The sequence below is a fragment of the Prevotella pectinovora genome, assembly GCF_000834015.1.
Classification (GTDB): domain Bacteria; phylum Bacteroidota; class Bacteroidia; order Bacteroidales; family Bacteroidaceae; genus Prevotella; species Prevotella pectinovora.
Window position 1 is genome coordinate 35,849 of sequence record NZ_JXQI01000071.1, and the last position, 22,518, is coordinate 58,366.

Genomic DNA, 22,518 nt, shown 5'->3' on the forward strand with positions numbered 1-22,518 from the left:
TGTGTTGTCTAATGGGTGCAAGTCCCTAACGAGCCCTAGTAGTGGGAATCGTCTAGCCAGAGAGACAAGGGTGTCCGTGGTGACGCGGAATCTGAAAGAAGTCAGCGGCAAATATCTGACCCAACGCACAGAAACTTGATATAAGGCTACTTACAGGGATAAGGCTGCAAAAAGAGTCAAAGTCCAATAACTACTCGGAACTGCATGTAGTAAATCAAGTTCGAAGGGCTGGCTGAAAACAACTTGTCACACAACGTGAGGTGTAAAAGCACGAAACCGCAGTATGCGGAACCGCATGTACGGTGGTGTGAGAGGTCGGTAAACATGAAAGTAGGAGATAAACACCTATGATTAGTGTTTACCTCCTACTCGATAAATAAAAATGTTTTTTAAAGATTTCGTATCTGTGAAAAGGCAAAAAATAAAAAGGGGTGCGTCACAGACTTATGACACACCCTCTTGAAGCATTTTATTTCACTTTCACTTCTATCACATTCTTCGCAGCATCGGCACTCGAACCACCTACGAAGATCTGATATTTGCCGGGAACCACACGCATGGTATTGGTCTGGGAATCCCAACCTTCGAAACTCTGACGAGGCAGACTGATGGTTACCTGCTGCTTCTCGCCTGCCTTCAAAGTAATTCGCTTGAAAGCTTTCAAGGTCTTGATAGGACCCTCAGCATCATCCATTCTACGGATGTAAACCTGAGCCACTTCCGTTCCTTCCCTATTACCTTTATTAGATAAAGAGAAACTCAAGGAATAAGCCGAAGAATTCTTCATTTTTCGTTCTTCATTCTTCACTCTTCGTTCTTCACTCTTAACTTTCTTCAATGTCGGCTTACCATATTCATACGATGTATAGCTCAATCCATGTCCGAATGGGAAGAGAGTCTCGCCCCTAAAGTAACGGTAGGTGCGATTCTTCATCGTATAATCGAGGAAATCAGGAAGATCATTCACGCTCTTATAGAAGGTTACCGGAAGCTTGCCCGATGGATTCACCTCGCCAAAGAGTACCTTTGCCACGGCTTCTCCACCCCGTTCGCCCGGATACCAAGCCTGAAGGATAGATTCCGCATTCTCTGTTTCTGGAACCATGGCAATGGCACTGCCCGAACAGTTGACGAACACCACTCGCTTGCCAGCCCGATGCAACATCTCCATCACCTTGCGCTGAGCCTGAGGCAATTCGATATCAGTTCTGTCGCCACCCTTGAAACCCGGCTCAGAAACCTTCATCTCCTCACCCTCAAGACTAGGAGAGATTCCGCCTACGAAAACCACCACGTCAGCATCGCCAACCTCAGCCAGAAGCTGAGACTCGGTTGGCGTATAGTTCTTCACAATGTCAAACTGCATCACCGCCATATCGGTCTTCTGGAAATAATCCACCTGTATCTTCATCGGCTTTCCCGCCTTCACGGAAATTGGCTTGTTGAGCATCTGCACACGGGCACGTCCCTTCCATACATTCGCCACCGTATCGCCATCAATGATGAGCCGGTAACCATCATCGCACCCCATTCTGACGTTCAAGGTTTCATCCTCTTCCGGAGTAAACACGCCCTCGTATCGGGCAGAGAAATCCGTAAGATTCACTCCCGGTGCAAAGACGGTATTTCCGCCATTGCTCTGGTTGATAGGCGAAGTCATCATGGCTGTAGCCACCGGCTCGCCCTTCATCTCAGAATTGTTCCAATAAGTAGCCTTCATCCCCTTGCTACCATCGGCAGAAGTCAGGAGATTGAATCGGCTTTCTGAAACTTCATTTCTTGTCAACGTGCAGGCAGGAATATACTTGGCATCCTTCACATATTTTCTGATGCCCTGCAGGATGGTGGTGGTAGAAGTAGGATAACCCGAATAGTTGCCCCACTGCATGATGGAATCGTTGGCATTTGGCCCCATCACGACGATCTTCATTCCTGCTGATTTCAGCGGCAGAAGATTTTTCCGGTTCTGAAGAAGCACGATTCCCTCTTCTGCCATCTTCTCAGCCAAATCCTTATGCGCCTTGCTGGCGATGACGGAAGATGGAATCTGAGTCCAAGGCACGTTCTTGTCCTGATCGAAATCACCCAGGCGGAAACGGGCTATCAGCAGGCGCTTCAAGCTCTCGTTCACCTTTTCCTCGCTTATCATTCCTGTCTTCACCGCCTCAGGAAGCGAACGGTAAACGCTTCCGCATTCCACGTCGGTTCCGGCACCAATTGCCTGCGCCGTAGCCTCAGCCGGAGTCTTCGCCGTACCATGTCGGCCGGGCACATAAAAGTCGTTGATGGCTCCGCAATCGGAAGTTATCAATCCCTTGAATCCCCATTCATCACGAAGAATCTGTCGTTCATACCTGGCATTGCTGCAACAAGGTGCTCCGTCAATCCGCTGATAGGCGCACATCACCTCTGCCACATTTGCATCCTGCACCAGTGATTTGAAGGCAGGCAGATAAGTCTCCCACAAATCACGCTCAGGCAAATCCTCTACATTGAAACTGTGCCGGTTCCATTCCGGACCACTATGAACGGCAAAATGCTTGGCACAGGCCAGGAGCTTGACGTATTGGGGAGCCTGTGAGGAAGCCGGAGCCAGAACTCCCGGAGCCGACATCGGTTTGCCATCAAAGGTCTGTCCCTGCAAACCATTCACCACAGCAAGTCCCATTCTTGTGGTCAGATAAGGATCTTCTCCATAAGTTTCCTGTCCACGTCCCCATCGTGGGTCGCGGAAGATATTGATATTCGGAGTCCAGAAACTCAGACTCTGGTAGCGCTTGATGTTGCCGCTCTTCTTCGCCTCCTGCGCCTTGGCTCTTGCCTCATCGCTCACGGCAGTAAACACCTTATATAATAAGGTATCGTCCCACGAAGCCGCCATGTGCATCGTGATAGGAAAAACGGTAACAAATCCGTTTCGTCCCACTCCATGCAGCGCCTCGTTCCACCATTGAAACTGTGGAATGCCCAATCGGGCAATGGCTGGCGAAGTATCCATCATCAACTTCATCTTCTCTTCCAAGGTAAGACGGGAAAGCAAATCATTGGCTCTAGCCTCAACAGAAAGGTTCGTATTCTGATAAGGAAGCAGTTGCTGGGCACTGGCTGAAAGCGACATCGCCATCAGCATCGCCATAGAAAGTAGTTGTTTCTTTATTGATTTTTTATAATTTATTTGATTCATGCATTGATTTTTAAGTTGGTGACCAAGTTACACATTTTTTTTTGAGGATTCCAAAGCTTACTCCTAAGGAGGAGACAAAGGCTACCAAGAATATTGAAGTCAAATAACAATTTCGCATAAATGATTGAGGAGGGTGTGTCATAAGTCTGTGACGCACCCTTTTCAGTACGTGTGATAAGAATATACTGTTGCTGTCAGGTAAGACCTGCATAAAGACCCTATTCCGGTTGGTCTTTTTCATTTTGCAAATAGCCAAATCACAATCCTTGGCAAGGACAACAAAATGTAAAGGAAATGATTACTATCCGTGCCCAAGTGGGGCAAGCAGCTTGCCCCTGTTGAGAAAGCACCTTGCCCCTGTTGGGCAAGCACCGTGCCCAAAAATGGACAAAAGTATCCATGGAATGAGGCTTTTATGTCAATACAGATAGAACATTCTTTCCATCATCTGCCATTTCTGGTCAGACGTGGCATCGGCGGCACATTCCTGAAACATCGCCACATGGCGTTCCCATTCCTCCTGTCGGGGCAGGGTGGCAAGACGCGCCATCGCCTCGTCCCAGCAGAAGTCAAGCGGAGCGTCAACGATCATCACCAGACGGTTGCCAAGGATGTATATCTCCATCTCCAGTATTCCCACTGCTTTTATTCCCTCTTCTATCTCTCGCCAGAAATGATCCTTGTCGTGGGCCTTGCGGTATTCCTTCATCAGTTCTGAGTCGTCTTTCAGTTGCATGGTCTGTACGAAACGCTTCGTTGGCTGTCCGTACTCCTTGCTCTTGTATCCTTCCGTGTTCATAATAGTATTCTGTTAGTTGTAATTATTCAATGCTTGCATATTAGCTTCTTTATTCACAATAATGGCAGATTCGATACACCTTTTTGAGTTTTATTATAGCGCCAATATACACCTTTTTGAGATTTTTTACAGCGAAATTATACACCTTTTTGAGATTTTTAATTGTGCCAATATACACCTTTTTGAGATTTTTTGCAAGTGTAACGTTGAAAACTTATTGGTGGTGCTATAAGACTGTTATTATTTGTGACTATATATTTGTTTGTTGCAGAATCTTCATATATTCGTCGTAGGAGATATGCTCGCCGCCCATGGTCTTCAGGTGAGGAGTCTCAAACTGGCAGTCGATGAGCTTGCCGCCATTGTCCTTCATGATGTGTGCCAACTCTATCAGCGCCAGTTTCGAAGCCGACGGCACGAGTGAGAACATACTCTCACCGAAGAAAGCCGCTCCGATGTTCACACCGTAGAGACCGCCTACGAGCCTGTCGTCCTTGTCCCACACCTCCACGCTGGCAGCGAAGCCCTGTTCGTGTAGCGCCTTGTATGCCTTTATCATATCTTCGCCGAGCCATGCTCCAGCCTCGTCGTAGCGCAGCTGACTGCAGTTGCTTATCACTCCGTCGAAGTCGCGGTTGATGCTCACGGAGTATTCCTGCTTCCTCATCAGAGTGCGCATGGAGTGGCTCACGTGTATCTTCTCGGGGAATATCACGAAGCGGTCCATGGGACAGTACCACCATATTTCCTTGCAGTCGCGGAAACTGTACCATGGGAATATGCCGTTGCTGTATGCCAGCAGCAGGCGGTCGATGCTCAGGTCGCCGCCCACGGCAAACAGTCCGTCGTCTTCGCCCAGCCTCGGGTCGGGGAAGGCTATTGTGGAGTCTAATCCGAATATCATATTGTCAGGATGCCGTTACGGTTTGTGGGTTATGCATTATCTGCCGACTGGCTTTTTGAACTGTTCCTGACAGCCATCACGCCGTTGTTGAAGTCCACTGCCAGAGTGCTGCCCTTCTTTCTCTTTCCAAACAGAATCTCGCGCATTATCAGCGGTTTCAGTTCGTGGGCAATCACACGGTCGGCCTCTCTCGCTCCATATTCCTTGGTGAAACACTTCCCGAGCATGTGTTCGAAGGCAGCGTCGCTGATCTTCAGGGTCAGTTCCTTGGCAGCCACCTTGTTCTTCAGTTCCTTCAGCTTCTTGTTGAGGATAAGGCGTGCCATGTTCTTGTCCATCTCGTTGAACACCACGATGTCGCTGAGTCGGTTGATGAACTCCGGCTTGAAAGTCTTCTTCACCTGCTTCATCATCGCCTCACCTTTCGTCACATTTCCCGTGAATCCCACGTTGGCCTGTGCGGCGAACTGTGCTCCGGCGTTTGATGTCATTATGAGGATCACGTTGCGGAAGTCAGCCTTCTGTCCGCGGTTGTCGGTCAGACGGGCATAGTCCATCACCTGCAGCAGTATGTTGTATATGTCGCTGTGAGCTTTCTCAATCTCGTCGAGCAGCAGCACGCAGTTTGGAGTCTTCCTGATGGCGTCGGTGAGCAGACCGCCGTCCTCATATCCCACGTATCCCGCCGGCGAACCGATAAGTTTCGCCACGGCGTGTTTCTCCGTGTATTCCGACATGTCGAAGCGCACGAGCTCCACTCCGAGCACTTTTGAGAGCATACGTGCCACCTCCGTCTTTCCCACTCCCGTAGGACCGACGAAGAGCAGCGAGGCGAGCGGTTTGTCGTCTTCGGTGAGACCTGCCTTAGCCATCATCACCGCCTCCGTCACTTCGTCAATCGCCTTGTCCTGTCCGTAGATGCTTTCGAGCATCCTCTCGCGCAGGGTCATCAGCGCCCCGTTGTCCTCCTCCTTGAGAGCCGTAGCCTGAATCTTGCACACCTTGACGAGGATGTCGTCGATGAGGCTTTTCGTCACCCACGACCGGCGGCGGTTCTCCACTGGGTGTACCTCCAGATAAGCCCCCGCCTCGTCGAGAAGGTCGATGGCCTTGTCGGGCAGGCAGCGTCCTGATATATGCTTCGCACTGGCTGTCACGGCATATTCCAGAGCCTCCTTGCGATACGACACCTTGTGGTATTTCTGCAGGCTCGGCTGCAGTCCGGTTACTATCTTTATCGCCTCCTCAACCGAAGGCTCCTTGATGTCGATGGTCTGGAAACGGCGCGTCACTGCACCGTCCTTGAGCATCTTGCGGTTGTATTCCTCATGCGTGGTGGCACCCACGAAGCATATTGCGCCGCTCTCAAGATAAGGCTTGAGGATGTTGGAGGCGTCGGGACCACCGTCGCTGCCTCTGCCGGCGCCGATGATGTTGTGTATCTCGTCGAGATAGAGTATGGATTTCTCCTTGCTCGCACCGTCGAGGATCAGTTTCAGACGCTTTTCGAAGTCGCCCCTGAACTGTGCTCCGGCGAGCAGCTGTCCCATGTCCATGCCGTATATCGTGGCACCCTTCAGCCTGTCGGGCACCTGCCCCTTGTTTATCAGGTTTGCCAGTCCGTATATCAATGCCGTCTTGCCTACGCCTGGATCGCCCACGTGCAGAGGGTTGTTCTTCTCCATCCGGCATATCACCTGTATCGTCCTGTCCAGCTCCTTCTCTCTGCCTATCAGCGGCGTGTGGGTCTTGGCAACTTCAGAAATGTTGGTCACAAGACTCTTCCAGTCTTCCGGACTCGTGAACGGCATCGGCTGGCCGTCGTCGTCAAACATATCATCGTCGTCGTCGAGGTCATCATCGTCGAGGTCGGGAGTGTCGTCTTCATATTCCAGAAACTGCGGATATGCTTCGGTGAGGTATTCCATGAATTCGCTCTCATGGTCTTCTATCGCGGTGTCAAGTATATAGGCAGCCATAGAGTCCTGCAGATTGGCGAGTGCCACAATGTATTCTCTCACGCCGGCGAATTCTTTCTTGAATCTCTTGGCTATGGTGCATGCGTTTTGTACCAGGTCAGTAAACTGTGCCGACGGAACGGGCACCTGGTATTTGCCAAACTTCTTGTCCTGGTCTTTGAGATATTTTGTGAGTCTTGCATGCAGCTTGTTGTAGTCCACTCTGCTCTTCTGAAGAGCCAGCTTGAACGGCTCCTGCTGTATCAGTCCCATCAGCAGATGCTCCGGCATTATGTATTCGTGTGCCATGCTTACGGCAATGTCCAATGCCGTCTCCACCGCTTTGTTTATGCTATGTGAGTTTCTTAATTCCATACTTTCCTTCTTTCTGTTTCCGTTTTGTCTTGTCTTTTGTGCCAAGTCTTAAACCCGAATCGGTCATTAGGCCGTTTATAGAATTATTTAATGACTGCTTGCAGTCTTTTGTTTTTTATAAGGCGTCTTTTGTCTGTTTTTAATTCGCAATAGCTCGCTATCACTCATTAAAAGCCAAACAAAATCCACTCTTCTAAAAAAGCAAAATCCAAGCAAGCCCTAATGGCCGATTTGGGTTAAATTCTTCTGCTCTCCGTATCATTCCGGTTCGTATGTGGTCTTGAGCGGAAAGCCCTTCTCCTGTGCCATCAGAGTGACGGTGCGCACCTTCGTTCGTGCCATGTCGTAGGTGTAGACACCTATCATAGCCGAACCTTCGTGGTGTATCTTCAGCATCAGCTGTTCTGCGTCATCGGGAGTTCTATGGAATATCTCTATCAGCACCTTGATTACGAATTCCATCGTCGTGATGTTGTCATTGTGCATCGTCACTTTGTACATCCGGGGTTTCTTGTATCTTATCTTTTGTCTTATGTCTGATTGTTGCTGTGGCATAATTGTATGGGTATTGATTATTTGATATTGTTTCTCTCTGTTCCGCCTTCCGTCAGAACTTGAACATCAGCTTGAACCTCACTCCCTGTTTGTGAGCCGTAGGCAGGTCGAGATAGTTGAGGCGTCTCACGTACTGCACGCTGAGCACCTTGAAGATGTTGCTCACTCCAGCCACGATTTCCACATAGGGCTTGTTCTTGTCCATCAGGTTGGCACCGTCGGGGAATTGCATCAGCTGCGTGTTGCCGATATTACAGGCAGAGTATGGGTTGTTCTTCTCTGTCAGGTTACCCCACAGACATTTCACTCCTATATACTCCCTCCACTTGAGCTTCTTGATGAACGGGATGCGGTTAAGTATCTTGCCGTTCATGTTCCACCACACGTCGATGCTGGCATAGCGGTCGTTCAGGAACTCCATGTTGTTGATGAGGTTGAACGTGCCGTATTGTGCGAGATACGACAGGTTGGCGGCTGGCATGATTAGCAGCGGGAACGGCACCTTGTTCCATTGTATTCCGCCTCTGAGGTCAACGTTCAGGTCGCCCCAGCTGTTCATCCAGAAGCGCTTGTATATCGTGGCTTCGGTGAAGTTGTAGTTGTAGTCGCCTCCCAGCACCCCCTTCACTCCCATCGTGTGGGAGATGGTGAAGACAGGAGCCTCGCGGTTGACCGACACTCTGTTCTGCTTTGTGTTCACCACCGTTTCGCCCGGTGCATATCTCAGCATCACCGAGGCCTCCGTGGTGCGTATCTTCCATGGCTCTGCCGGAGCCACGCCGTTTGCCGACAGCGGTATGAACTTCAGGTCGCCGCACGCCTCATTCTCTTCGGTCTTCAGCTTCGCCATAGCCTTCAGTCCGCCATACCATTCGTATTCGAAGGCGAGCTGCTGTCTGTTGTAGAACATCATCTCCTTCACCTTTGTCCACTTCAGCGATGTGAACACGTTGTCCTTGTCGGTAATAAGGAACTTGTCCGACGGTGAGCATACGTCATGCGACGACGACAGTGTCAGCGTGCGCTTCGGGTATTCGTGGGGCAGATACTGCTTGGCGTTGAACGAATAGGTGAGGTCGGCATTATAGTAGTTCTTCCTGCTGCCCCAGCCGTGGGCGTAGTAGCCCTTCAGAAACCAGTGCCTGTTCAGGTTTGCCGTAGTCTGTCCGCTGAGTCGCGTTCTCGTTCCGTCAACGAAGTTGCTCGTGATCATCGTGTTTATCGGTCCGATGTCGAATTTGCTCGGTGCCTGCTGCGATCCCGTCTCCACGAAATTCTCTATTGCCACCTTGAGGGCGAAGAGAGCGTATTTGAAGTTGCGCGAGTTCTCTATGTCGCGCAGAAACTGCGGCATCCTCGCCTCCGACCTCGTCAGCGGCACCATTCTCACCTGCTGCCAGAACATCCTGTCGCGGATCTTGGCGTCGGGCTGGTATATCTCCTTCTGCTTCCCTTTGAAGTATTTATCCTGTATGGGATCGAAGAGATAGTCTGTCATTCGGGTGTTTCTTATCACTATCGCCTTGGTGAGTACGCTGAGCAGTGACAGCTCCGCCACCATGTCGTCTTGCGTCAGCACCCATTCGCCGTTGTCCAGCTTGGTGTAAGCCTGCTGTATCTGCATGCCCTCCACGAAGTTCACTCCCGACTTGGAAGGCAGCGTCAGATGGCAGCGCTTCACGTGGAGCGTGGAGTCCTTCACAATCCACAGTTCGCCGGAGAATCCGAAGTCCTGTTGGTTGTTGGGCAGGAACTGCAGATGGAAACACGAGTCGCGCTCCACCTTCACCGTGTCTACGATATAGTAGCGGTAGAACTGTATGGCGTCTTTTCCTATCGGACTGGTGAAGCGTGCCTGCAGCAGTCGTATCTGGTCGTCGTAGATGTTCACGTTGCTGAACACGTCTTTCATCACCGTGCCCATCACCTCGCCGGTCTGTATGAACTTGTTCACGCCGTCCATGTGCTGTCCCACGATGATTGTCTTTTCCGAATGAGGGTCCTTGCGGTATATCTGCCGCGAGATGGTCTCGTCAACCATTACCGGCATTATCAGCTTGTTGTTGTATGGGCAAGCCTCCACCTGGTTCACCATCCAGTAGGTCTTCTTCGTGCCCTTCCTTTCCAGTTCCTTCGGCGAGATGTCGTTCACCGCCAGTGTCAGCTTCTGGTATTTGGCATATTGGAAGAAGTCATGGTTTTCTATGTCGGTGCGCTTCTTGGCTGCTATCACCCGTCGCATCAGTGCCACGGCAGGGTTTTCCTTTCTCTTGTATCTCTTGCGCTTTGACTTCACCGTCACTCCCGACAGACTCTTGGTGTCGGGCTTCAGCGTTATGCGCATGTGGTTGGGAGAGTTGGTGCCTATGAGCAGTTTGAGGTCTTGATAGCCCACGGCGCTGAATGTGGCATACCAGCCGTCGTGCTTCTCTATTGTGAACCGACCTCCATTGTCACTCACATACGATTTGCCGTGCCCCTTATACCTGATGCTGGCAAGGGGTATGCTGTCGCCGGTGGCCTCGTCAACGATGACACCGGTGATTTGCTGTGCGCTCGCCATGAGGGTGGAGAGCAGCAGCAATATGAATAATGATTTCAGTCTTTTCATTTCTCTCTTGATTTTCGGAATTGTATCCTAATGTTGTCTTCATCAGACAAAGGTGAGCTCCTTCGCCCGTCATTCCGCCAGCGACAGAATCTCCTTCAGACTCCCTATCACCTTGTCGGCAACGGGATTCTCCACCACCTCGTCTGTCCATCCTTCGCCTTTGAACCATATCGTGTGGCAACCGATGGAGTGGGAGGGCAGGATGTCCTTGTCGTAGCTGTCGCCGACCACTGCCACCTCTTCGGCTTTCATGCCGAGCCGTTCCACTCCCAGGGCGAAGATGCGGGCGTCGGGTTTCCTTATTCCCACTACTGCCGACTCTATGATGTCGCCGAACAGATGGTCGAGGCTGAACTCGCGGAGCACGGTGGCGATATTGCCATAGAAGTTGCTCACGAGCACGAGTGGGTATTTCTTTGCCAATTCCTCCAGCACCAGTGCAGACTCCTTTGTCGTTTGCATGGTCTGCTGATACACGTCGTCGAGGATTCTCTTGAGATATCCTGTGGCGTCGCCCAGATTCCTCTTCTCCTCCAGCCATTGCAGCTGCAGCCTTATCTTAGCCTGCAGTGTGTCGCGGAAGGTGAAGTCGGGTTTCACTATCGGACTGGTGGCAAGCGTGCGCTCGCCGTATACGTAGGCATCTCTGAAATCCTGTTCGCCTACGGGCACTCCGGTTCTCTCATACCCGTGCCACAACACCTTTCCCCAGTGGTTGCCTCTGGTGTCGAGCGTACCGCCGTAGTCAAAGATAAATCCTTTAATCCGCATCGTCAGTCCTCCTTGATATCTGTATTGTGGCAGTCTTCTGACTCCTTGTTCTCATCGGATTCCTCCTTGTTCTCGTTTTCCTTCGTTGCTTTAGCCTCGCTGCAGGCTACTATTCTCTGCACCATCTTGTGACAGAGGTTCTCGTGCTCATGGTGCATGTATATATACATAATGTTCATCACCACGATTTCAAACAGCAGATATAGCCATGGCAGGTCTATCAGGCAGGCGATATACAGGGCGATGGCTCTCATGTTGAAGGTGAGCAGGTTGGTGTATTTCATCAGCGGACGGCTGCCGGCAAGAAATTCCTCTTTCAGCGCAGCAGGCAGGTTCAGCGGTGCACCGTAGCGGTTTGTAGCCTCTGCCATCATGAGTTGGAAATTCTTCGTGCGTCGCTCCTGTGTGGCGCAGTATTTGGCGTAGTTGTAATAGAAGGCACGGAAGAAGAGCGCCTTCTTGGGCTGCTCGCGGAAGATCCGCCATTGTTCCTCCGACTTGTCGAGTTCGCTGCCCTCCTTGCCTTTCAGGAAGAACAGGTGTATCTGTCGGTAGTAGTCGGAGAGCAGACATTGCGGCGAATGGCTCATGATGCCTGCCATGAATGCCATCACCCATATCCATGGTCCCCAGGTCACGTCGGTGCCCGGAATCAGTTCGGTCATCATTCTCATAGAGAGAGCGAAATACACGCAGAAGAATGTAACGTCAGCCGAGAAGCCGTCGAGCACTCGTCCCACGAGTGTCTTCTTTCCTGTCAGTCGTGCCAGCTGTCCGTCGGTGGAGTCGCAGAAGTTGCTCAGCATCATCAGCACCACTCCCCAGATGTTATATTCCAGTTCGCTATGCCAGAACATCCATCCTGCCGCTGCTCCGAGTATCATGCCGAGTATCGTTATCACCGTTGGGTGAACTCCGAGGCGTTTCCACAGCAGTGTGAACACCAGTCCTATAGGTCGTGTGAAATACACGTCCAGCCATTCTTCCGTATCTTTAGATTTCATTGATGCCTTGAGCATCTCCTTAAATGTTGCCATGTCGTTTGTTTTGTTTGTTTTATTAATTGAAGATCCTCAGCAACCTTATTAGCCATTGCTATCTTATCAGTAGCCTTCACCTTCCATTGCTATCTGTCCCTCCCCTACGGGGGAGGTTAGGTGGGGGCTGATGACGTCACTCCGCTATTGTCGCTATTGCCTCTGCCGCATCGTGTCGGCAGACGGAGAAACTGGGCCAGTCGTTGAAGTCGATGATGGCATACGAACCGTCGGACCTCACTATGCAGTCGCCGCCATACACCTCTATTCCCGTAAGCTGAGCCAACCGCGAGGCGTCGCTATGCAGGGCGGCAATGTCGAAGGACGTGTGGCGTGATGTGCCGTTGCGCCTCTCGTCGCCGAACTTTGAGAATCCGCCATCCGTCGGGTAGGTAGTGTGGAAGAATGCCGTTCCTGCCACACCGTAGAATTTCACGAGGTCGCCGTCTACGTGTGCCGTTGTCACGATGTCGGTTATTCCTCTCTTTCTGAATTCCTCTGTGATGATGTCCCTCTCTTTCTCGTCGGCAGCAAATCTTACGTCACCCTTCTCCTGCGCCGCCTCGTCGCCTCGCTTTATCCACCATCCGTGGTCGCCGTGGAGTGGGGCACAGGGAAAGTCGTTCTCTCTCATCATCCTGTCGATGACGCTCCTTGTGGCGTTGAGGACAGGTTGCGGACGGTTTATCACTCTCGCTCCCTCACCTTCCATCTGCGTCAGGATGTCGAGTGCTTTCCTGCTCCTTGCCATAGAGAGGACAAGTAGTGGGGCGCTGGAGTGTGGCAGATGGGCGTCTGGCAGTCTCTGCATCAGCGGCATCCCTTCCGTCTCGATGTCTTCTTCCCTTGTTTTATATATGTTATATCGTGTACTGAGCTTTTCGCATACCGCATCCATGATGGCTTTGTCGCGCTCCACGGAATTTGGCGAATACCTCTCAGCCCGATATATGGAGATTAATTCATACTTCACTTTCATAATTCATAATTTCCCCCGCTTGTCCCTCATAATCCGAAGTATCCCTCATAATCCGAAGTGGCCCTCATAATCCGAAGTAACTAAGTCCCTCTCCCTTCAGGGGGAGGTTAGGAGGAGGCTTTTGAGTCCCTCCCCTACGGGGGAGGCTAGGTGGGGGCTGTTGTCAGCGGCGAGGCTATTGACGTCGTTGTAGCAGATGTCAGCCGATGTGTATGCGCTTAGGAGTCCCTTCCCTTTAGGGGAGGTTAGGAGAGGCTTCATACTCTCAAAAACTCCTCTGCCTTCCCGATGTCGCTCTTGTGGTCGATGTCGAGGATTTTGCTGAAGGGGAAGGCCTCCAGATGCAGTCCATCAGCCACCATAGCCCTTTGGAAATTCCTCATTCTGCTCTCTCCGCGCTCTATGCAGGCATGCAGCGTGGCGATGGATTTTGGGGACAGTCCGTAGATGCCTCCGGAGATATATCGGCAGGAGTCGCTATGGTCGAGGAATCCCGTGATGGTCATCGTCCCATCGGTATCCACATACAGCGGTTTCTCATCGTCGATATAGTCGGTCACCGCCATCAGTCCGTCAGCTGAATATGTCTCCATCGCGTCGTTCAGAGCCATGATATAGTTGCTGAACTCCTTCTCGCGGAATATCGTGTCCACGGTGGTAAGACAGTATGGTGCGCCCTCCAGATACCGGCTTATCTCGTAAAGGCTGTGCATGGAGCTGGGTGTGCTCTTCACCACGAAGCGCAGCGGGATGCGTCTGCCGTTGAGTCCGTCCTCCTGAATCTTCATCAGGTGGCTGCTGACGAGTGTCGTCTTGTCGTTGCAGATCACTACAATCTCCTCGGCGTTGTTGTCAGCGAATATCCTTATCAGGCGATCGATGAGCGGTTCGCCATTCACCTCCACGAGTGGTTTCGGCATTTCTATTCCTTCGGTGGCGAGCCTTGATCCTTCGCCGGCTGCTATTATTGCGTATCTCATATCTCTTGTCGTTGTGGTCAGTTGAGGTTTTTGCTATTGCAGACTTCAACCCAAATCGGTCATTAGGCCGTTTGTTTTCCTTCAAGTGCCTATATTCTGCAAAGTTATCTAAATCCTCTGTAATAAGAAAACAATTTCTTCTATTTAAGTTTTTTTTGTTAGTAGATGATGTGATTCCTTGCTCCTCGTCTGTTTATACCCAGATTTGCATGTTTCGATTATGGAGTGTTTCTCTTATATTGTCTAAAAACCAGAGTATTTGTCAATGAGCAAAATACAACAAGGAATATGTATTTAGGGATTAACGCTTTTGCCCTTTCAGGGTGTACCAATGATAATCCCAAAACGGTCATTAGTCCGTTCAATGTATAATTTTAATAACTGCTTGCAGTCTTTTGCTTTTTATAAGGCGTCTTTTGCTTGTTTTTAATTCGCAATAGCTCGCTATTACTCATTAAAAGCCAAACAAAATCCACTCTTCTAAAAAAGCAAAATACAAGCAAGCCCTAATGACCGATTTGGGATAATACGATAAAATACCCTGGGTATACTGAGTCCAGCACGCGTTGCTCTATCGCTACGATCTTCATGGCTCACATAAGCAAAACAAGCCGGCTGTCATCGTTGACGGCCGGCTTGTGGATAGTTATTCCGAAATAAAATATCGTTACTGTTACAATAACGGACACATCCGCCTGTAAACATCTATGTTGTTAGGAATGTCGGGGTGACATTCGCTTGGGGGTTAATCCTCCCACTGGTCCCAGAGGTTGGTGCTGTGATCCTTAGAACCGGCCTCGAAATCACCATTATTGTTTTCCTGTACACCTGTCTGCACATCCCCAGTGGTGTTCTGAATGCTTCCGGTGTGCATCAGAGTGCCCTTCACTGCCACCTTAACGGCTGTGGGCTTTATATATTGCTTTTTCATGTTTATTGCTGATTAAAGAGTTTAACCTATGGATTACTTCACTACCAACTTCTTGCCACCTACGATGTAGAGGCCGCTGGGCAGACCCTCGGTAGAGGTGGCGCCTTGGCGCACGAGCTGTCCGTTGAGGTTGTAGATGTTGGCGCTGTGCTGCTGCGCTGCCTCGATGCCGTCGATGGCTGTCGTGTTGCCGTTCACCTGTTCGACCACGCCCTCAATCTCATACTCGAAGACCTTTGCAGACTGGCCATTGGCAGGCTGCAACCATCCGCGGAAGCCCTTGGTCTTGGTCGGCTTTGTGCGGTAGTACCAGAGGCCAGCCGTGCCACCCTTGTTGTTGCCGTTGAGCACGTAAGAGTTGGCGGGAATCAGGTCATTGTCGAAGCACTTCACGTAAGTACCCACAAACTGCACCTGTTGATTAGTACCAAACTCCTCAGGGCCTGTATCACCCATCACGCGGCCTGAGTAGGCGTTGTCGGCGATCTCGCTCTTCTTCTTGAAGGTCACACCCACGATGGTGTAGTAGTTCGTCACCGAGATGTTATAGCCGTCTTTGTTAAATGTCTTTTCCGTCTGTCCCTGAGGCATGCCACCGTCGGCCGTCGGCTTCACGAGATAGAGCTTGCCAGCCTCGATAGCGATGGCATCGGGGTCGTTGCGGTTGGCAGTGATCGGGTCGAAGATGATGCGCTGCGGGTGATCTGCTTGGGCACCGACGAACTTAGAGATGTGCACCTGATCGCCGAAGATGCTCTTCACCTGGCCCACAGTGAGGCTGATGGGCAACACCAGTGAGTTCCACTTGTCAGTGTTCATGGTGCGGTGCAGGTAAACGATCGACTTCTGGAGCGTCTTGTTGTCGTCCTGTGCCTGTGCTTTGATATAACCACCATCGGTCTGTTCCTCATCGAGGATGAGCACGTTGGGGGGCGTACCGAGGTACTCAATCTTGAAGTTGTCGAAGCAGGTCCAAGCGTCGTCGTCGGCGTCCTGGTTTGGATCAGCAGCGCTACCCACCTGAATACCAAACGAGAGCGTCTCATATGGTGTTTCGGCTTCATTGGTCGGTGACACATACACCTTCACCGAAGCGTCGAACGTGTTAACATTGGGCGTATCAAGGAGTTTCGAAGCAGCCACATAAGTAGCGGGGCGGCTGTCATCGTCGATCCGGTGCAAGTTGGCGATAGCAAACTTCTCGGTTGATGCCGTGGCGCCAGAGCCTGTGGTATTGTTACCCTTACCGGAAGCAGCGAAGAGGCGAGCGATACCCTTTTTGGTGGTCGTGAAGCCTACGCAGCTAATGCGATACCAACCCTCCTTAACCATGTTATCAGCCTTGATGGTCTGCACCACTGTACCACGCTTACCGTGGATGTTGGCAGTCCAAGCACCACCGTAGGGCAGTTGGAGGTTTTGACCATTACCTGTAAACGTTTCGCTTGTTTCAGGGTCAGACATTACTTTGTCTTCAGTATATCCGTTACCTAAGTAGTAGGTGTAGCCCTCAGTTGTGGTGGTAGATACCTTCGTTTTGCTATCATCTCTTTTGTATTTTACCTCAAGTGAGGTACCAAGTCCATGTCCCCCAAGTTTGCAATCCATTATGACTTCTTCCCCAAGAGAATCGGTTGTTTCGAAAGTAGAGGTATGTGTTTTACTCCCCGACCAATTTGTTGCATGCGTGCTGGTATAGGTATACGTGTACACTTTAGTAGTCTTCGGATATGCATCTTCCGGCTTACACTGCTTATTGCCTGAATAAGAGAGTGTTCCCGTAGTGTTTCCCGTGGCGGTAGCACCCGTCTTCCACGCAGAACAAGCGTTATCGTTACGAGCGAAGTCGAAGTCGTACATCAAGAAGGTAGCGTTCACGGCGTTCACGTGGGCATCGTTAACGGTCTGGAAAGCCGCCTTGCGCTGATCCTCAGTAACGATAACCCACTTGCTGTAAGCTGTTAAATCGGAAGGAATGCCAAGCATGTCTGATGTGGCAGTTTTCAATCGAGCGCTCACGTGAGCATTGGCACCCTCAGCAAACATATAGAATGTTTTGCCAGCCATCACACTGCCCGAACCACTTACCGATGTTATGGCAAAGGTGTAACCCGCATCAACAGAACCTGCGGCTGTGAATGTGCGGTTGGTGGAAGGAATGTCTTTTCTACCATCCACGAAATAGTTAAAAGAATCGTATGAAGAAGTTGTTGTTGTTCCATCCATCAAGGTTAAACAGCCATTTCCAGTACTAGTTTTTCCTTCTTCTTTGACCAACGATGTAAGTTCGAATGTACCATCGGTATTACACTTAAGCGTAAACGGCGTACCCTCCACGTTCATGGTAGCCTCTGTGCCCCAGCGGCCACCCTTACCAAGAAACTGCTTGGTACCAACGTTATAAAGGTAAACGGTTTTGCCATTGGCTTCGGAAGGTGTAGTGCCTGTCCATGCTGCGTTGGGCTGTTCACCCTTTGTTCCTGTTCCAGTAGTCTGTGCAAAACACGTCTGTGCTGTGGCAGCTACCATAAGTGCTGTCACGAAAAGTTTAGCCTTGCGCTTGGATATACCGCAGCGCAATAAACCTGTTGGGAAATGTTTTAATCTCATTTTCTAGTTAATTTATCGTCTTACTTGCTAATGAATTATCTTTCTCTGTATATATTCTACATCTGTGCGGCGACACTGACTTACTGATGCCTTTTCTCTTCTATACTGTGTTGCCTCGGCTTTGCTTTAGTGGGCTTGCGCCTCTTGTTCGTTTTATAGCCTTAGCTTACTTAGCATTAATAAAATTGTATTTCAGATGTCTAACGCATTTGGGCGCCGCTCTCATGTATATGCTTTATCAGCAGTGGCGTCCGCATTTCTGTTTCAGCCTCTGACTTTTATTGACTCGATTTTTATATAATCGATGCAAAGTTAGTGACTTTTTCCGTAGGAGATTGTGTATGTTGTGAGAAAAAATTAATGTGTTATGATATTTTAACAGAGAGGAGGGTTGGTGTCTTGTGTTTTAAAAACCCATCCTGACCTCAAACCCATCCAGACCTCAAACCCATCCAGACCTCAAACCCATCCTGACTTCAAACCCATCCTAACCTTCCCCAAGGGAAGGAACTGGTTACTCTGCTTAATTGACTTAGCCCCCACCTAGCCACAAACCCATCCTAACCTTCCCCAAGGGAAGGAACAAGTTACTCCAGCTACTGACTTCAAACCCATCCTAATCTTCCCCAAGGGAAGGAACTGGTTACTCTGCTTAATTGACTTAGCCCCCACCTAGCCACAAACCCATCCTAACCTTCCCCAAGGGAAGGAACAAGCTACTCCAGCTACTGACTTCAAACCCATCCTGACTTCAAACCCATCCTGACCTTCCCCAAGGGAAGGAACTGGTTACTCTGCTTAATTGACTTAGCCCCCACCTAGCCTCCCCCGAAGGGGAGGGACGGTTACACTTGACTGTTTGATTATCAAAAGATTATCCATAATTAGAGTATCTGTCCCTCCCCTTCGGGGGAGGCTAGGTGGGGGCTGATGCCAGTGTGTGTTCGTATTTTTGCCCAGCTTTGTCTGATATCAGATGAGAAGCCATTAAGAAGGCAAGTCATTGCCATGAAGTCAGAACAGGAGTTCTTCGTCTTCGGTGCCACAGCCGGTGAAGCCATTTTCCTTAGACTTCTCCTGGGTAAATAGATAGTATACGGCGCGCGCCGTGGTGCATACCTCCCCTTTGGAGTTCTCTAGCGTGAGTTCTACGAAAGCCAGGTTGCGCTTCTGTTCGGTGATATGTCCGCGGAGAGTGATCTGCGAGTCGGTGGTGAGCACGGGGCGGCGGTATGACAGTTCCAGCTTCGATGTGACACCCATGACCTGCAGTTTCCTGAACACCACCCATGCCGCCGTCTCGTCGAGCAGCGTTGCCTGTATTCCTCCGTGCAGCGTGTTTCGCCATCCCTGGTATTCGCCGTCGGGTTTCCAGAAGCACACCACGTCGTCGCCGTCTTCATAGAAGTCCATGTGTACGCCGTGGTCATTGTCTTTGCAGCAGCCGAAGCAGTGGAATCCTTCCATGCCGGCGAACGGGTTCGTTATCTTTCTCATAAGCGGGTTGTTGTTTCGTTATTTATAATAATGTGATAGCAAAAGTAATGATTTTTCGGGTAATGGCAAAGGAATAGGTTGGTTTGTTTTGGTTTTTCGAAGAAAACCATGATAAGCCCCTGTGTGGTTAATACGAATTGAATAACAGCCCCCACCTAACCTCAAACCCATCCTAACCTTCCCCAAGGGAAGGAACAGGTTACTCTGTTTACTGACTTCAGCCCCCACCTAACTTTCCTGAAGGGTAACCCATCCTAACCTTCCCCAAGGGAAGGAACTGGTTACTCTGCTTACTGGCTTCAGCCCCCACCTAGCCTCCCTGAAGGGTAACCCATCCTAACCTTCCCCAAGGGAAGGAACAGGTTACTCTGCTTACTGACTTCAGCCCCCACCTAACCTCCCTGAAGGGTAACCCATCCTAACCTTCCCCAAGGGAAGGAACTGGTTACTCCAGCTAAAGGCTATCAGCCCCCACCTAGCCTCCCCCGAAGGGGAGGGACGGTTACACTTGACTGCTTGATTGTCAAAGGATTATCCATGATCAGAGTATCTATCCCTCCCCCGAAGGGGAGGGACGGTTACACTTGACTGTTTGATTATCAAAGGATTATCCGTAATTAGAGTATCTGTCCCTCCCCTTTGGGGGAGGCTAGGTGGGGGCTGAAGTCAGTATGCGGAGTTATATTAGTTGTTTCCCTACAGTTCAAAACTACATATTCCTTCTGAAAAAAACATCAGGTTTGCCCATTATCAATCCGCATATTACTTCCAAAAAGAGAAAACTTGCAGACAGGCAGGGCGAGAAGACCGTCGGAACAATACAGGAAAAAAACGACGTTGTAACAGAAATGTAATATCTGTTTAAACTGCTTGTAATATTGCCAAAGTAATTTTGCAAGCGGATAAATATATTAATTATGGAAACAATCTACTTTGTGATAGTCGCATTCCTGCTCATGCTGGCAGTGTTCGACTTGTTTGTGGGAGTGAGCAACGACGCTGTGAACTTCCTGCAGTCAGCCATAGGTGCCAAGGTGGCACGCTTCAGGACTGTCCTTGTTGTAGCGTCGGCAGGAGTCCTCATCGGAGCGGTGATGAGCGCCGGAATGATGGACGTGGCACGCCATGGCATCATGCACCCCGCCAACTACACCTTCGCCGAGGTGATGACGATATTCCTGGCGGTGATGGTTACCGACGTGGTGGTGCTCGACATCTTCAACACCCTCGGCATGCCAACCTCCACCACCGTGTCGCTCGTCTTCGAGCTTCTCGGTGCCACCTTCATCCTGGCACTCTTCAAGATGAACGCCGACCCGTCGCTCATGATTACTGACCTGATGAACTCCAGCAAGGCGCTGAGCGTCATCATAGCCATCTTCGTGTCGGTGGCGATAGCCTTCTTCTTCGGTACCGCCGTGATGTGGCTCTCGCGACTCGTCTTCACCTTCAGATACAAGAAACACCTGCGCTATAGCATCGCCATCTTCGGCGGTATAGCATTCACAGCCCTCGCATACTTCATCTTCATCAAGGGACTCGGCGGTTCGCCGTTCATCAGCGACGCCACAAAAAACTGGATAAATGACAACACCCAGATGCTGCTGGTCGTAGTGTTTGTGGCTTCCACCATCCTCAACGAGATACTCTATCTGCTGCGCGTGAATGTTTTCAAGATAATAGTGCTGCTCGGAACCTTCGCCCTGGCAATGGCTTTCGCCGGCAACGACCTCGTGAACTTCATAGGAGTGCCCCTCGCCGGTCTCGACTCCATGCAGGACTTCATGGCAAACGGCAACGGCGACCCCAATGCCTTCATGATGACCTCGCTGATGACCTCGGCAAAGAGTCCGCTGATATATCTGGTGCTGGCAGGAATAATAATGATCGTTGCGATGGCGACATCAAAGAAAGCACAGAATGTGGTGAAGACCAGCGTAGACCTGAGCCGTCAGGACGAAGGCGACGAGATGTTCGGATCATCAAAAGTAGCCCGCTCCATCGTGCGCGCCGTGCAGGATATGGGCAACGGACTCTCGAAAATCATGCCAAGCTCTTCGACGAAATGGATTGACAGCAGATTCAACAAAGAAGAAATGGAGCTCGCCCAGGGAGCAGCCTTCGATGAAGTGAGAGCCGCCGTGAACCTCGTGCTCGCCGCCATGCTCATCATCATCGGAACGAACTACAAACTGCCGCTCTCCACCACCTATGTCACCTTCATGGTGGCAATGGGAACATCGCTCGCCGACAAGGCATGGAGCCGCGACAGTGCTGTGTTCCGCGTCACCGGAGTGCTGTCGGTAATCGGTGGATGGTTCGTCACTGCAGGAGTAGCCTTCGCCGCCTGTGCATTGGTTTGCACGATGATGCATTTCGGAGGATTCGTGGTGATGATAGCCTTCATGGTGCTCGACATCTATCTGCTCTGGCGTAGCGGTCAGGCATACAAGAAGAAGAGTTCCGAGGACAAGAAGGATGATATTTTCAACCTGATGATGCGCACGAAAGACAAGGATATCGTATGGGACCTGCTGCGCAAGCATGTGGGACGCACACAGAGCTTCGTGACACGCTTCACCTGTGATGTGTTCAACAAAATCGTGGACGGCGTGAGCAACGAAAGACTCAAGGAACTCAAGGTGAGCTACAGAGAGGTGAACAGCGAGCGCGAAACGCTGAAGAAGCTACGCCGACAGGAATTCCTCGCCATGCGCCGCATTCCGGAGCGCATAGCATTGGAGCGCAACACGTGGTTCCATCTGGGAGTGAACTGCAACCAGCAGTATATGTACTGCCTGCGCCGTATGCTCGACCCGATAAAGGAGCATCTCGACAACAACTTCCAGCCGATGCCAAAGGAGTATATCGACGAGTTTGAGGAGGTGCGCCGCCGCATCAACGAGCTGATGAGTCACACGGAGCAGATGATATCGACAAACCGCTACGACCTCTACCGCGAGACGCTGACCATCGGCGACGAGTGTAAAGACGAGCTGTCGGCACTCAGAGAGCGCCATATCAACCGTATGCAGCAGGATGTCAACGCCGCCCAAAACCTTAAGGTGTCGATGCTCTATCTGAACATGCTGCAGGAGAGCCAGGAGCTGATAAGCATCATGCGCCATCAGCTGAGGGCAGCACGCAAGTTCCTGGAAGAGGATAAAGTGTGAGGAATGTGAGGACTTCAGCCCCCCACCTGACCTCAAACACATCCTGACCTTCCCCAAGGGAAGGAATAAGTTACTTCGGCTATTGACTTCAGCCCCCACCTAACCTCCCCCGTAGGGGAGGGACGGTTACTCTTGACTGTTTGATTATCAAAGG

General features: G+C 50.7%; 14 protein-coding genes. 1 reads left to right on the forward strand and 13 read right to left on the reverse strand.

The window, feature by feature from the left end; all coding sequences use genetic code 11:
* Nucleotides 1–469: 469 nt before the first annotated feature.
* The 13 genes from xyl3A to ST42_RS10710 form a co-directional block, all read right to left on the reverse strand.
* The gene (xyl3A, locus tag ST42_RS10650; RefSeq protein WP_231557020.1) at nt 470–3,184 is read right to left on the reverse strand and encodes a xylan 1,4-beta-xylosidase; all 2,715 of its coding nucleotides are present in this window, start codon (nt 3,182–3,184) and stop codon (nt 470–472) included.
* 418 nt (nt 3,185–3,602) lie between these two features.
* Nucleotides 3,603–3,983, reverse strand: coding sequence for an L-rhamnose mutarotase (locus ST42_RS10655; RefSeq protein ID WP_044073503.1), 381 nt, complete (start codon nt 3,981–3,983; stop codon nt 3,603–3,605).
* A gap of 250 nt (nt 3,984–4,233) precedes the next feature.
* The gene (gene aat, locus ST42_RS10660) at nt 4,234–4,887 is read right to left on the reverse strand and encodes a leucyl/phenylalanyl-tRNA--protein transferase (RefSeq protein WP_042518822.1); all 654 of its coding nucleotides are present in this window, start codon (nt 4,885–4,887) and stop codon (nt 4,234–4,236) included.
* Nucleotides 4,888–4,916: 29 nt separating this feature from the next.
* On the reverse strand, nt 4,917–7,220 hold the full coding sequence (locus ST42_RS10665) for an AAA family ATPase (protein ID WP_044073541.1): 2,304 nt from the start codon (nt 7,218–7,220) through the stop codon (nt 4,917–4,919).
* A gap of 258 nt (nt 7,221–7,478) precedes the next feature.
* Entirely contained in the window at nt 7,479–7,721 is a 243-nt protein-coding gene (locus ST42_RS10670; protein WP_231557023.1) for an ATP-dependent Clp protease adaptor ClpS, read from the reverse strand.
* Nucleotides 7,722–7,827: 106 nt separating this feature from the next.
* Nucleotides 7,828–10,386 (reverse strand): DUF5686 family protein, encoded by a 2,559-nt coding sequence (locus ST42_RS10675; protein WP_044073504.1) that lies wholly within the window; start codon nt 10,384–10,386, stop codon nt 7,828–7,830.
* A 69-nt stretch (nt 10,387–10,455) separates the two neighbouring features.
* Nucleotides 10,456–11,157, reverse strand: coding sequence for an HAD family hydrolase (locus tag ST42_RS10680; protein WP_022316400.1), 702 nt, complete (start codon nt 11,155–11,157; stop codon nt 10,456–10,458).
* A gap of 2 nt (nt 11,158–11,159) precedes the next feature.
* A complete protein-coding gene (locus ST42_RS10685) occupies nt 11,160–12,194 on the reverse strand; it encodes a CDP-alcohol phosphatidyltransferase family protein (RefSeq protein WP_022316399.1) in 1,035 nt (344 codons plus the stop codon).
* Nucleotides 12,195–12,330: 136 nt separating this feature from the next.
* Nucleotides 12,331–13,173, reverse strand: coding sequence for a hypothetical protein (locus tag ST42_RS10690; RefSeq protein ID WP_044073505.1), 843 nt, complete (start codon nt 13,171–13,173; stop codon nt 12,331–12,333).
* A 257-nt stretch (nt 13,174–13,430) separates the two neighbouring features.
* Nucleotides 13,431–14,153 carry a nucleotidyltransferase family protein gene (locus tag ST42_RS10695; protein ID WP_044073506.1) on the reverse strand — a complete coding sequence of 241 codons (723 nt, stop codon included), beginning with the start codon at nt 14,151–14,153 and terminating at the stop codon, nt 13,431–13,433.
* A 745-nt stretch (nt 14,154–14,898) separates the two neighbouring features.
* Nucleotides 14,899–15,084: a hypothetical protein gene (locus ST42_RS10700; RefSeq protein ID WP_042518833.1), complete on the reverse strand. Its 186-nt coding sequence runs from the start codon at nt 15,082–15,084 to the stop codon at nt 14,899–14,901.
* 33 nt (nt 15,085–15,117) lie between these two features.
* Complete coding sequence (locus ST42_RS10705; protein WP_156139351.1) at nt 15,118–17,694, reverse strand: hypothetical protein; 2,577 nt, start codon at nt 17,692–17,694, stop codon at nt 15,118–15,120.
* Nucleotides 17,695–18,708: 1,014 nt separating this feature from the next.
* Entirely contained in the window at nt 18,709–19,191 is a 483-nt protein-coding gene (locus ST42_RS10710) for a PaaI family thioesterase (protein WP_042518836.1), read from the reverse strand.
* Nucleotides 19,192–20,108: 917 nt separating this feature from the next.
* On the opposite strand from ST42_RS10710, the gene ST42_RS10715 reads away from it, so the two are divergent.
* Nucleotides 20,109–22,364: an inorganic phosphate transporter gene (locus tag ST42_RS10715; RefSeq protein ID WP_044073509.1), complete on the forward strand. Its 2,256-nt coding sequence runs from the start codon at nt 20,109–20,111 to the stop codon at nt 22,362–22,364.
* Nucleotides 22,365–22,518: the final 154 nt, after the last annotated feature.